Annotated in this window: 13 protein-coding genes and 1 pseudogene; 4 read left to right on the top strand and 10 right to left on the bottom strand. The window is 67.4% G+C overall.

Translation table 11 applies throughout. From position 1 onward, the window contains the following. Nucleotides 1-122 precede the first annotated feature (122 nt). A complete protein-coding gene (locus V9E98_12010) occupies nucleotides 123-554 on the top strand; it encodes a hypothetical protein (protein ID MEI2717691.1) in 432 nt (143 codons plus the stop codon). A gap of 53 nt (nucleotides 555-607) precedes the next feature. Here the strand turns inward: V9E98_12010 and V9E98_12005 are convergent, their stop codons facing one another. The 5 genes and pseudogenes from V9E98_12005 to V9E98_11985 all read right to left on the bottom strand — a co-directional run bounded on the left by V9E98_12005 (nucleotide 608) and on the right by V9E98_11985 (nucleotide 6,932). Further along, nucleotides 608-3,271, bottom strand: a complete 2,664-nt coding sequence (locus V9E98_12005; GenBank protein MEI2717690.1) for a GNAT family N-acetyltransferase — start codon at nucleotides 3,269-3,271, stop codon at nucleotides 608-610. Nucleotides 3,272-3,510: 239 nt separating this feature from the next. Continuing rightward, nucleotides 3,511-4,156: pseudogene (locus tag V9E98_12000) on the bottom strand (NADP-dependent isocitrate dehydrogenase). 83 nt (nucleotides 4,157-4,239) lie between these two features. Continuing rightward, complete coding sequence (gene mdh, locus V9E98_11995; GenBank protein ID MEI2717689.1) at nucleotides 4,240-5,196, bottom strand: malate dehydrogenase; 957 nt, start codon at nucleotides 5,194-5,196, stop codon at nucleotides 4,240-4,242. A gap of 115 nt (nucleotides 5,197-5,311) precedes the next feature. Beyond that, nucleotides 5,312-6,622, bottom strand: coding sequence for an HAD-IC family P-type ATPase (locus V9E98_11990; protein ID MEI2717688.1), 1,311 nt, complete (start codon nucleotides 6,620-6,622; stop codon nucleotides 5,312-5,314). Then, nucleotides 6,504-6,932 carry a hypothetical protein gene (locus V9E98_11985; protein MEI2717687.1) on the bottom strand — a complete coding sequence of 143 codons (429 nt, stop codon included), beginning with the start codon at nucleotides 6,930-6,932 and terminating at the stop codon, nucleotides 6,504-6,506. Before V9E98_11985 ends, V9E98_11990 begins: the two co-directional genes overlap by 119 nt. Before the next feature lie 119 nt (nucleotides 6,933-7,051). Between V9E98_11985 and V9E98_11980 the strand changes: the two genes are divergently transcribed. Together V9E98_11980 and V9E98_11975 are read left to right on the top strand one after the other, a co-directional pair. Then, nucleotides 7,052-7,480: a hypothetical protein gene (locus V9E98_11980; GenBank protein MEI2717686.1), complete on the top strand. Its 429-nt coding sequence runs from the start codon at nucleotides 7,052-7,054 to the stop codon at nucleotides 7,478-7,480. Nucleotides 7,481-7,841: 361 nt separating this feature from the next. After that, nucleotides 7,842-8,012, top strand: a complete 171-nt coding sequence (locus V9E98_11975; protein ID MEI2717685.1) for a hypothetical protein — start codon at nucleotides 7,842-7,844, stop codon at nucleotides 8,010-8,012. A gap of 386 nt (nucleotides 8,013-8,398) precedes the next feature. Here the strand turns inward: V9E98_11975 and V9E98_11970 are convergent, their stop codons facing one another. Genes V9E98_11970 through V9E98_11955 form a run of 4 tightly spaced genes read right to left on the bottom strand, consistent with a single transcriptional unit; the run spans nucleotide 8,399 to nucleotide 10,132 of the window. Then, on the bottom strand, nucleotides 8,399-8,542 hold the full coding sequence (locus V9E98_11970) for a hypothetical protein (GenBank protein ID MEI2717684.1): 144 nt from the start codon (nucleotides 8,540-8,542) through the stop codon (nucleotides 8,399-8,401). Continuing rightward, a complete protein-coding gene (locus V9E98_11965) occupies nucleotides 8,539-8,616 on the bottom strand; it encodes a hypothetical protein (protein MEI2717683.1) in 78 nt (25 codons plus the stop codon). Before V9E98_11965 ends, V9E98_11970 begins: the two co-directional genes overlap by 4 nt. Beyond that, a complete protein-coding gene (locus V9E98_11960) occupies nucleotides 8,592-9,389 on the bottom strand; it encodes a bifunctional methylenetetrahydrofolate dehydrogenase/methenyltetrahydrofolate cyclohydrolase (protein ID MEI2717682.1) in 798 nt (265 codons plus the stop codon). The genes V9E98_11965 and V9E98_11960 overlap by 25 nt, the downstream gene beginning before the upstream one ends. Then, nucleotides 9,386-10,132: a DMT family transporter gene (locus V9E98_11955; GenBank protein MEI2717681.1), complete on the bottom strand. Its 747-nt coding sequence runs from the start codon at nucleotides 10,130-10,132 to the stop codon at nucleotides 9,386-9,388. The genes V9E98_11960 and V9E98_11955 overlap by 4 nt, the downstream gene beginning before the upstream one ends. A gap of 77 nt (nucleotides 10,133-10,209) precedes the next feature. Between V9E98_11955 and V9E98_11950 the strand changes: the two genes are divergently transcribed. Further along, nucleotides 10,210-10,509 (top strand): hypothetical protein, encoded by a 300-nt coding sequence (locus V9E98_11950; protein ID MEI2717680.1) that lies wholly within the window; start codon nucleotides 10,210-10,212, stop codon nucleotides 10,507-10,509. 103 nt (nucleotides 10,510-10,612) lie between these two features. Here V9E98_11950 and V9E98_11945 read toward each other — a convergent pair whose 3' ends face one another. Further along, the gene (locus V9E98_11945) at nucleotides 10,613-11,173 is read right to left on the bottom strand and encodes a hypothetical protein (GenBank protein ID MEI2717679.1); all 561 of its coding nucleotides are present in this window, start codon (nucleotides 11,171-11,173) and stop codon (nucleotides 10,613-10,615) included. Nucleotides 11,174-11,766 lie beyond the last annotated feature (593 nt).

Here is an 11,766-nt window from a genome sequence, read left to right as displayed (position 1 = left end):
AGGTGGCGGCCTCGGGCTTCTGGGCCTGGGTTTCCTGTGGTTTGCGCTGCTGAACGGCCTGTGCCGCGGCACCGGAAGATGAACTGACTGCGTTGACGGGCATGATGGCCTCCTGTTAAGCGGTGGTGTTGACTACGGTGCCGGTAAGTTGGCCCTGGGTATTGACGACAGGTGTTGCCGGGCTTGGCGTCGCGGCGACGGGTGCCGCGACCTTCAATGTTTCCGCGACATTGCCGACCGCGCTGGTCAAACTCGCTCTGCACCTGGCTTCCGTTCCGGATTACGGCGAGGCTCAACTGGGCCTGGCTGGCATCGGATTGAGCCTGATTCGCCTGGCTGCCGACCGACCGCGCGGTCGCCTGCGCCTCAACGGCAACCTGCTGGGCTTGCCGCGCCTGCGCCTGCAGGGAACGTGCATTCGCATCGGCTTGCTCCGCGTTGCGCTGCGCCTGCTGCAGTTGCAACTGGGACCGCACGTACTGGCTTATGGATGCGCTGGAGGAGGACGAGATAGTGGCCACGAGAACACTCTCAAGACGGATTATCTTTATTAATCATAGACCCTTCCTCGCCCGGGAACAAGCCGGGCCGCTCCAATCGTGGGCGCTTACTTCGCGGCGGCTTCGCGCAGCGGCAGACGCAGTTCTATGGTGCCGACGTCCAGACCGGATTTCAGCGTGAAGCCCAGCGTGCGCGCCAGCTTCTGCATGCGCAGGTTTCCGTCGAGGGTTTCGCCGCGCAGTTCGGCCGTGCCGCGGCTGCGGGAGTAATCGATGATGGCTTGCAGCATGAGGCGTCCCAAGCCCTTGCCCTTGATCTCGGAGCGCACCACGATGGCGAAGTCGGCGAAGAGGTTGTCCGGATCGGCCATGGCGCGAACCTCGCCGATCGAATGTTCGACGCCGTCGCTGCCGCGTTCGACGGCCACCAGTGCCATCTCGCGGTCATAGTCGATCTGGGTGAAGCGAGCCAGCTTGGAGCGCGGCAGGTGGCGGATGGTGCCGAAGAAGCGCATCCGCACATCCTCGGCGCTGAGCGACCCGAGCAGTTCGCTGAGCATGGCTTCGTCCTCCGGCCGGATCGGCCGTATCAGCAACTGGCGTCCGTCCCACTCGATGTGCTGCTCCAGTTCCTTGGGGTAGGGGCGGATCGCAAAACGTCGGAAGCCGAGCTTGCGCCCCCGTTTTTCAACCCGGACACGGACCCCCTGCGCAACGGCGCCCGAGGTCTCCACATGCAGGGGGTCGAGGTCGAGGCCGCCCACTTCATCGATGTCGGTCAGCAATTGAGATACGCGCACCAGTGCCGTTGCGGCGGCCAACTCCAGTGCCTCCCGTTGTTCTTCCGGGGCCTCGCGGACAAAGCGGCTGCGCCCCACCAGGTCCTGGGCCAACGCCAGGTTGAGCGGCGGCAGGGCCACCACGCAATCGCATTCCGGCAAGCGGCCGACACTGGCGGGGCCGAGGAAAATCACCGGGCCGAACACCGGGTCGTCCGCCACGCCGAGGCGCAACGCGCTGGTGCTGCTGCGCGCCGCGCTGGGGCGCAGGCGGTAGCCGCTGATGCGCACACCCGGATGCTGCACCCGGACGCTGCCGCGCAGACCGCGTACCGCCAGTTGAATGTCGAGCGGCGAGCGCAGACCGGTCGCGACCGGGGGGGCTTCCGTGGGGCTGGCCAGCACCAGGGCAAGATCCACCGGGTAGCCGATCTCATCGGCGCTGCGGATAGCCTCGTCGATGCTGCCCGCCAGGGGGCGTTCCGTGGTGTCGATGCCATAAGCCCGCATGAGGGTCCGCGCCTGGCGTGGTGACAGGGTATCGGCGCCGGCCGCGATCGCCTCGGCGACGGCATTGCGGGCGGACGCGGTGTCGGCACTGAAATCCTCCGCCACCGAGGGTGGCATCTGGGCCAGCAATTCGCGGTTGCGTTCGTAATTGACGATGCCGAGGATGATGGCGACGGCTTTTTCCGGCGAGTCGTGGCTCAGTACGCCACGTGCCGCGGCGATCTGCTGTGCCTCGAGCATCGCGTCGCCGCCCACCCAGCAGGTGAATACGCTGCGCTCGGCGCCTTGGGCGACCTCGCAGATCGCCTTGGCGACCTCGACGGCGGGTGCGAACGGCGACGGCGAATACACCGTCAGCACGGCGTCGGTACCGCCGTCGGCAAGCACCGCGGCGACGGCCGCGGCCCAGTTCGCCGGAGTGACGTCAGCCGGCAGCGCCAGCGGACCATCCAGCGGCAGGCGGATGCGCAGCAGTTTTTCGAGTGCCTTGGCGGTCCCCTTCGACAGTGTCGCCAACTGACCGCCGGCGCGCAGCAGCGCGTCGGCGGCGACGCGGCCGAGGCCGTGGCCATTGGCCAGGATGGTCAGACGACCGCCGTGTATCGGGCGTCCGCGCGCCATCGCTTCCGCGGCATCGAACAGGTCGCCCAGCGTATCGATGCGGACCCAGCCCGCACGGCGCAGGGCGGCCTCATAGACATCGTCGGCGCTGAAGGGCCGGTCCGCCGAGCGCCCGGTGTCGAGCCGCTCGCCGTGGATCGCCACCACCGGCTTGTAGCGCGCCACCGCGCGCGCCGCCGACATGAACTTGCGGCCCGCGGCGACCGAATCGAACTGCACCAGGATGGCCTCGGTGTCAGGGTCAGCCGAAAACCAGTCGAGAACGTCGGCCAAGTCGATGTCAATGCCAGCGCCCAGGTGCAGCGCCGCCGAAAAGCCTATGCCCCGGCTGCGGGCACGGTCGATCACCGCCGCCGCGACCGCCGCCGACTGCGCTATCAGGGCTACGCGTCCGGGTTTGGCGAAGGCGGGGGCGACGCTGGCATTGAGCCCGCAGGCGGGGACCTGCAGGCCGCCACTGCCGGGGCCGAGCACCCGCACCAGGTTGGGCCGTGCCGCGTCGAGAATCGCCTTGTGCGCCGCCGACCACTCGCCGGCGCTCATTTCATTGCGCAGCGCCGGCCCGACGATCACCGCGCGAGTGCCGCGCGCGCCGAGCTTGGCAACGATCTCCGCCACATCGACCAGCGGTGCGCAGACGATCGCCAGTTCCGGCACCACATCGAGGTCGTCGATATGGACATGGACGCCGATGCCGAACAATGAGCGCTTTTTCGCCGCGACCTGCAGCACCGGTCCCGCAAAACCGCCGGCGGTCAGGTTGCGCACCACCACCTCGGCGTAGCGGCTTGCTTCGTCGGGTTCGGAAATCACGGCGACCGATTTCGGGCGGAAGAGAAATTCGAGATTGCGGACAGTCATTTTTGTTTTTCGGCCGGCTCCCTCTGTTGCAACGCAACAGCGCGGCCATTGTGCCACAGTGGTGGCCGATGATTTTGGCGCGTGTCCCTAGAAACGAACCGTCTCGGCCGTGACGGATCGTTGTGGTTCAATGGCCCTTTGCCGGTCAGGAGAGCGCCATGCAAGCAGTGACCTATGAAAGATTTGGCGGCGTGTCGGTACTGGCGGTGAGGGAACTCCCCACACCTCAACCCGGGGTTCAGGATCGTGTTCTTCGTCGACAGGTACACGGGGTATCCCCGGGTGAGCCCGTAACGCATCGAGGCGCGCGCGAAGTCGCGGATCGAGTCATCGAGGTTGTACATCCCCATGGCGACCCCGCCGCCCGGGAAGTCGTACACGTCGAACTCCATAGGCTCGGAACCGTCGGCGGGCGTGTACGTCATCGTCAGCGTGCCCGGCCCGGGGACCTTGAAGTCAGTGGCCCGGTACTGGTCACCGAACGCGTGACGGCCGACGACGATCGGTTTGGTCCAGCCAGGAACGAGCCGCGGAATGTTGCTGATGATGATCGGCTCGCGGAAGATGACCCCACCCAAGATGTTGCGGATCGTGCCGTTCGGCGAGCGCCACATCTTCTTCAGCCCGAACTCCTCGACGCGGGCCTCGTCCGGGGTGATGGTGGCGCACTTGACGCCGACTCCGTACTCCTGGATGGCGTGGGCCGCATCGATGGTGACCTGGTCGTCGGTCGCGTCGCGATGCTCGATGCCGAGGTCGTAGTACTTCAGGTCGATATCCAGATAGGGCAGGATCAGTTGACCCTTGATGAACTCCCAGATCGATGCGGGTCATCTCGTCGCCGTCGAGTTCGACGACAGGGTTCTGCACCTTGATCTTGGACATGGTTTCCTTCCGAGGGGTGGTGTTTCGTAGGGGCTCGGGCTTCCGTAACCGCGGGTTGTCCGCAGGCGATCAGAGGCTTTGGATCAGAGGCTTTGGACGTCTGCCTGCTTGGCGCGCACCGCCTCGGCGGCCTCTTTCAGACCGGCCAGTTCAGTCTCGGTGAGGTCGGTCTCGACGATGCGGCGGATACCTTCGCGACCGATCTCGGCCTGCACACCGAGGTAGACCCCGGAGATGCCGTACTCCCCGTCGACCCAGGCGCACACCGGCATGACGTCACCGGAGTCTTCGATGATGGCTTTCGCCATGCGGGCGGCCGCGGCGGACGGCGCGTAGTAGGCGGAACCGGTCTTGAGCAGTGCCACGACCTCCGCGCCACCGTTACGGGTGCGGGTGACGAGGTCGTCGATCTCCTCAGCGCTCAGCAGGTCCGTCAACGGCTTGCCGTCGACCGTGCATTTCGAGGGAACCGGCACCATGGTGTCGCCGTGGGACCCCAGCGTCAGGGTGCGGACGCTGGCAACCGGCACGTCCAGTTTCTCGGCGACGAAATTGGTGAACCGGGCTGTGTCCAGCATTCCGGCCTGGCCGATGATCCGGCTCTTGTCGAAGCCGGTGACGATCTGCGCGAGAGCGGTCATCTCGTCGAGTGGGTTCGCGACGTTGACGATCACAGCGTTGGGGGCGTGTTTGGCGATGTTCTCGGCCACTGCCCGCATGATCTTCGCGTTGGTCTCGATGAGATCCATGCGGCTCATGCCAGGTTTGCGCGGCAGGCCGGCGGTGATGACGACGATGTCCGATCCCGCGATGACCTCGTACCCCTCGCCGGCGGGTCCCGTGGCCTGGCCGGTCACCTTGGTCTCGAAGCCCTCGATCGGCCGCGACTGGTTCAGATCCAGGGCGAGTCCTTCGGGTTTGCCCTCGATGATGTCGGTGAGGACGACCTCTTCGAAGACGTCGTATTCAGCCAGCCGCTGCGCGGTGGTGGAACCGTAGAACCCGGCGCCGACGACGGTGACTTTGCCCTGACGAGCCATGCGAAACCCTCCTATGGACGTGACGCTCCACCCTACCCAGCGGCTTTCGGTGACCGCGGACCGGGATCGGTGAGGTCAGTCGACGTGGCGGACGAGTTCGTCCAGCGGCACCGCGTCAGAGCCGGAGATCCAACGACGCCCGGTCGAAGAGCCGGGCGACGCCCGGCTGACGTGTTGGAGCGACGTTCGGGCTGACGGTCCGGAGCGGCGCGCGCTCGCCCGCCGGATGGCCTTGTCCGCCTCGATGACGATTGGTACCAGGAGGGACAGTCCGATGGCGAGCAACCACTGATCGCCGTCGAGAGTCTGGGTGGCGAGCGCATCGGTGAAGCCGTCGTAGGTCACGGACAGCCACGTGAGAGTCAACGGGATGAGGAGCCACCACCAATACGGGAAGTGCGGGCCTTGCCAGGCCGGGACCAGGTCGCGGCGCACGGAGGCCGCGATCCACACCGTGCTGAGCGCCGCCACCACGAATGCCGTGGTCTGTCCCGCTCCCGGGCCGCCGTCCGCTCCCCGCTCTCCGAGGACGAAGTACGGCACCAGGATGACGATGGCCTGCACCAGTCCGAACAACAGCCACCGGGGGGTCGTACTGCGGTTCAGAATCGTCGCGTTCGGGTCCCGCGGCGGCTTGTCCATGGTTCCCGGCTCGACGGAGTCCGTGGAGATCACCGATCGCCGGGAAGATGCCGACCAGGAACGTGACGAAGATCAGCATCACAGGCGTGAGGGCCTGCCCAGCGTTGACGTCCAAGGCGCTGGCCAACAGCATCACCAGCAACACGCCGAACAGGCCGGTCATCACGTAGCGGAGTTGCGCCGTGATCTTGCCGTAGATGTCGCGCCCCAGTTCAATGGCATGCACCAAGGTGGCGAAGTTGTCGTCGGTGAGCACCATGTTGGCGGCTTGCTTGGTCACATCGCTGCCGCTGCCCATCGCGACGCCGACGTCGGCTTTCTTGAGCGCAGCGGCATCGTTGACCGCGTCTCCGGTCATGGCGACGGTCTGACCCGCTTGCTGCATCACGGACACCAGCCGCAACTTGTCCTCAGGCGCGACCCGCCCGAAGACGTGCAGGTCGTCCAGCCGGGCCAACAGCTCAGCGTCGGTCAGTTTCGCGAACTCCGGGCCGGTGATCACTCCCGGGCCGAGTCCGAGGTCGGCCGCGATGGCCTGGGCGGTGACTGCGTGGTCGCCGGTGATCATGCGGACGTCGATACCGGCCTTGTGCGCGACCGCGATCGCTTCCTTGGCGGTGGGCCGCAGGGGATCGATGATGCCGACGAGCGACGAGAACGTGAGTTCAGACACCGCCGCCATGGGATCTGCCCGCACCTGCTCCACCATGTCCGGGTCGAACAGGCGGTAGGCGAACGCCATGACCCGCAACCCCTTCGATCCCAGTTCGAGATTGGCCGCCACGAAGGCTCTCCTCGGCCTCAGAGATGGGCACGACATCGCTGCCCCGGTCCGCGGAGGTGCACCGCGCCAGCAGGACGTCCGGGGCCCCTTTGACCAGCCCCACGAAGGTCATCTGCCCGTCGATCGGAGCGAGATGGAACGTGGCCATGAACTTGTACTCGGAGTCGAAGGGCACCAACGCCACCCGCTCGTATTCCCGGCGCGAGATGTCCGCGTCGACTCCCATCTTGGCGGCCAGCACCACCAGCGCGGCCTCGGTGGGATCACCCACCACCGTGCCGTCGTCGGCGACCGTGGCGTCGGAGCACAGGGTCAGGCCGTAGGCCAGCGCGGTGAAGTCCGGGACTTCGTTGCCGGCGGCTCCGAGGATGGCGCCGCTCTTGTCGTAGCCGGAGCCCTCGATGTGATACCACTTGCCGGCAGTCGAACATGGTGGTCGCCGTCATCATGTCCATCGTCAGCGTGCCGGTCTTGTCGCTGTTGATGGCGCTGGTGCAGCCGAGGGTCTCCACGTCGGTGAGGTTGCGCACGACGGCCTTGGCCCGTGCGAGCCGTTGCGCCCCACCCGCGAGCATCGTCGTCAGGAAGGTCGGCAGTCCGGCGGGGATCGACGAGATCGCCACGGTGATGGCCAACAGAACGATCTGGTCGGTGGGCAGGCCCGCGGATCACCGCGATGACCACGATGATGGCGACCGCGACCCACGCGAGGATCGCCAGCCTGATGGTCATGCCCGAGATCTCGCGCTGCAGCGGGGACTTGTCGGGCTGGACGTCACTGAGCAGACCGGCGATCTTGCCCATCTCGGTGTCCGCGCCGGTCGCGGTCACGATGACCGATGGCGGTGCCGCGGGTGATGGACGTGTTCTGGAACACCATGTCGGAGCGATCACCCAGCGCCACATCAGCCGCGGGCAGTGCCGCCACTCCCTTGGGCACGGGAGCACTTTCACCGGTCAGTGAACTCTCGACAGCCTCCAGTGACGCGGCCCGCGCCACGCGACCGTCCGCGGGGACGATGTCCCCCGGTTCGAGCAGCAGGATGTCACCCGGGCACCACTTGGTCGGCGGCGACCTCCACCACGGCCGCGTCGCGGATCACGTCGCGCGACCGGCGCCTGCATGGACTCCAGCGCACCCACCGACTGCTGCGCTTTGAGTTCCTGACTGGCGCCCATGTACAGGTTCAGGAGCACCAGGAGTGCGACCAGGATCCCCGTGGGGACCTGGTCGAACAGGACACTGGCGATCGACACGATCGTGAGCATGATGTTCATCGGATCGGCCCAGATCCGCAGGATGATCTGCCACGCGGACGGCGGCGGCTCGACGGGGATCCGGTTGGGCCCGGTGGCGTTCGAGCTGACGGGCGGCCTCGAGCCGAGGTGAGGCCGGTGTCGACGTCGGTGCCCAGAGCGCGGGCGACTTCATCGGCGGCGAGGGTGTGCCAGGCGGGTGATGCGGTCGGACGGTGGTCATCGGGGCACTCCGACGGCCCCACTCATTGCAGGGAACCGAGACCGCTCATCTGGGGAACCAAGCACGCTCATCAGGGGCAACCGCTCATCTGGCGAGCGGGCTCGCCATCGGGAACGATAGCGGGCGCTCACGGCACGAGCAGAGCGAGCAGCAGCAGCCCGCCGGACGAGGATGGACAACACGACGATGTCGACCACTCTGCGTGCGCACCACGAGCAGCCCTGCGCGCCGTGTGGGTAACACGATGCGCAGGACGAGGGCGAGCGTGCACCGACGAGTGCGAACACCAAGCGTGCTCAAGCCGGAAGTCGACGAAGATCAGCGCCCAGCCCGACGGCGCCGATGGTCGATGACCAGCAGCGGCGGACCGTAGCGCGCCCGGGACTGACCCCACGCAGCGCTATGACGTTGCTGGGGAGGTCCTCATGGGGATCGCTCATGCGCGCGCCTCGGCGGCGTCGACGATGTTGGCCAACAGCATCGCCCGGGTCATGGGTCCGGCGCCACCGGGCATTGGCGCGACCCAGCCGGCCACCTCGTGGACTTCCGGCAGCGACATCGCCGACGAGGTCCGGCATCGGTGCGCGTGATGCCGACATCGAGCACTGCCGCGCCTGGCTTGACCAAGTCGGCGGTGACGAGACCCGGCACTCCGGCAGCGGCGACGACGATGTCCGCGGCCCGCGCGTGGGTGGCGAGGTCCCTCGTGCCCGTGTGGCACAGGGTCACGGTCGCGTTCTCGGATCGTCGGGTCAGCAGCAGTCCGAGTGGCCTGCCCACGGTGACCCCGCGGCCGATGATGCAGACCTCGGCTCCGGCGATGGTGACGTCGTGGCGACGCAGGAGTTCGACGATGCCGCGCGGCGTACAGGGAAGGGGTGCGGGGATGCCGAGCACCAGGCGGCCGAGGTTGATGGGGTGCAGTCCGTCGGCGTCTTTCGCGGGATCGATGGTCTCCAGCACGCGACCCTCGTCGAGGTGGCGGGGCAACGGCAGTTGGACGATGTATCCGGTGCACGCCGGGTCGGCGTTGAGTTGGGCCAGCGCCGTGTCCAACTGCTCTTGTGTGGTGTCCGCGGGGAGGTCGACGCGGATGGATCGGATGCCGACCTCGTCGCAGTCGCGGTGTTTGCCGGCCACATACGCCCGGCTGCCCGGATCGTCGCCGACGAGGACGGTGGCCAGGCCGGGTCGGTGTCCTGCCGCAGCCAGGGCCGCGACTCGAGCCGCAAGTTCGTCCTTGATGGCGGCAGCCGTGGCCTTGCCGTCGAGGATGCGCGCAGTCATTTCGTCATTCTGCCACCGGAAGTGCCGTCGCCGGGGACGGCAGCCAGAACAACTGCGACCGCGACGCACGCCAACCCGGCCCATTGGGGCCAGCCCAGCGGCGCTGTTCCCGAGGGCAGGACGGCGTCCAGGATCACTGCCCCGACGAGTTGCCCGGCGATCGACAACAGTCCGAAAGTCAGAACGCCGACGGCCCGCACAGCCCAAGCAGCGAGGGCGATGAACGTGACTCCGATGGGCCCACCCAGGTAGAGCCACCACTGCCCTGGCAGCCCCGGCAATCCCGTCACCTCGATGACGCCGACGGCCACGAGAAGCAGCGTGGCTGCGAAGAGTGCCGAGAATCCGACGGTGAAGTTGACGGTGGCTGCGGCGACGGGCTGCCGTGTGGCGACCGAGACCCGGCCGTTGATCGCTTGCTGCACGGAGATGCCGACGCCCGCCGAAACGGCCAGCAGCACCACCCACGACACCGTGCCCGTTCCCGCCGACAACCCCGACAACAACACCGCTACCAGGGCGACCACCGCGGCGGTTACGCGGCGAGCAGTCACCTGCAGGACCCCGGCCGGGCTGAGTCCCGCCCGATCGACAACGAGGGACCCGGCGACTTGGCCGGCCACCACCGCGACCGTGAAGATGGTGACCCCGACGACGGCCACGACGAGCCCCTGAGTGGTGACCAGCCACGCGCCTCCGAGCCCCCCGAGGAGTTGCCACCACCGCAACTGGTGGTTCCGCAAAGCATTGCGGGATCCCAGCCAGCCCCGCGCGGATCCGGGGGGTCGCGAGCAGTATGACGGCGATCAACGCGAGGCCGGTGCCGAAACTGATGGAGGCGGCGACCAGACCACCGCCGACTTCGCTCGCGAGGTCCGCGTTGATCCGCGGATTGCAGGGCGACCAGGACACCCACCGCGAACGCCGCCACGAACGTGACGGCGGTGTGCGTGTCAGTGCCAGAAATGCCGGTCCCGGTCAGGTACATGGTGGCGCCGGCCGCCTGCGCGGCCGCGATGACCTCGTCGTCGCGCACCGATCCCCCCGGTTGGACCACGGCGGTCACCCCGGCATCGATCAGAACCTGCAGGCCGTCGGGAAACGGGAAGAACGCGTCTGACGCGGCCACCGCACCCGCGGCGCGTGCTCCCGCGCGTTGCACTGCCAGTCGGGCGGAGTCGACGCGGTTCACCTGACCCATCCCGATCCCGACTGACGCCGCGTCACCGGGCCAGCAGGATCGCGTTGCTCTTGACCGCGCGGCACGCGCGCCAGGCGAATCGCAGGTCCCGCAGGACGGCGTCATCGGCACCCGAGCCGGCGGCCAGCGTCCAGTTGGCCGGGTCGTCCCCAGCGGCGTCGATCATGTCGGTGTGTTGGAGCAGCACTCCCCCGGTGATCGGGCGGAACTCGACGCGGGGCTCATAGAAATCGCGGTCGACGACGAGGACGCGCAAGTTCTTCTTCTCGGCGAGAAGGGAGCGGGCCGGCTCTTCGATCTGCGGAGCGATGAGGCACTCGGTGAACACGTCGGCCATGGCCTGGACCATCTCCAGCGTGACCGGACTGTTCGTAGCCACGACCCCGAAGGCGGAGACCGGGTCGGTGGCGAGTGCATTGCGATATGCAGTCGCGATGTCGTCGGCCACGGCGATGCCGCAGGGGTTGGCGTGTTTGATGATCGCGACGCAAGGCTCGGAGTGGTCGTAGGCCGCCCGCAGGGCTGCGTCGGAGTCGACGAAGTTGTTGTAGGACATCTGCTTGCCCTGCAACTTGCTCGGCACCGGCCAGCCCCCCGCCGCTGTGACCGACGTACACGGCTGCGGGCTGGTGCGGGTTCTCGCCGTAGCGCAGCTCCTCCGAACGACGCCAGGATCCGCCGAGCCACACCGGGAATCCGGTGTCGTCGGGGGAAACGACGTTGCCCAGCCACGACGCGACGGCGATGTCGTAAGTGGCGGTGTGCGCGAAGGCCCGGGCGGCGAGGCGCTCCCGGTCGGCGAGCTCGAATCCACCCGCGGCCACCGCAGCCAACACGTCGCCGTAGTCGGCGGGATCGACGACTACAGCAACGTTGGCGTGATTCTTGGCGGAGGCCCGCACCATGGCCGGTCCACCGATGTCGATCTGTTCGATGCACTCCTCGGTGCTGGCACCCGAGGCGACCGTCTCGGAGAAGGGGTAGAGGTTCGCGACCACGAGTTGGAACGCCTCAATGCCCAGTTCGGCCAGTTGGCGGTCGTGTTCTTCGTTGCGCAGGTCGGCGAGCAGCCCCGCGTGCACGGCTGGATGCAGAGTCTTCACCCGCCCGTCGAGACATTCGGGGAATCCGGTGACGTGAGATACCTGAGTGACGGGAACTCCGGCCTCGGCGACG

This window comes from Candidatus Nanopelagicales bacterium, assembly GCA_037045355.1.
Taxonomy (GTDB): domain Bacteria; phylum Actinomycetota; class Actinomycetes; order S36-B12.
Note: the sequence above shows the minus strand (reverse complement) of the source record. Positions and strands in the feature narration are given on the sequence as shown.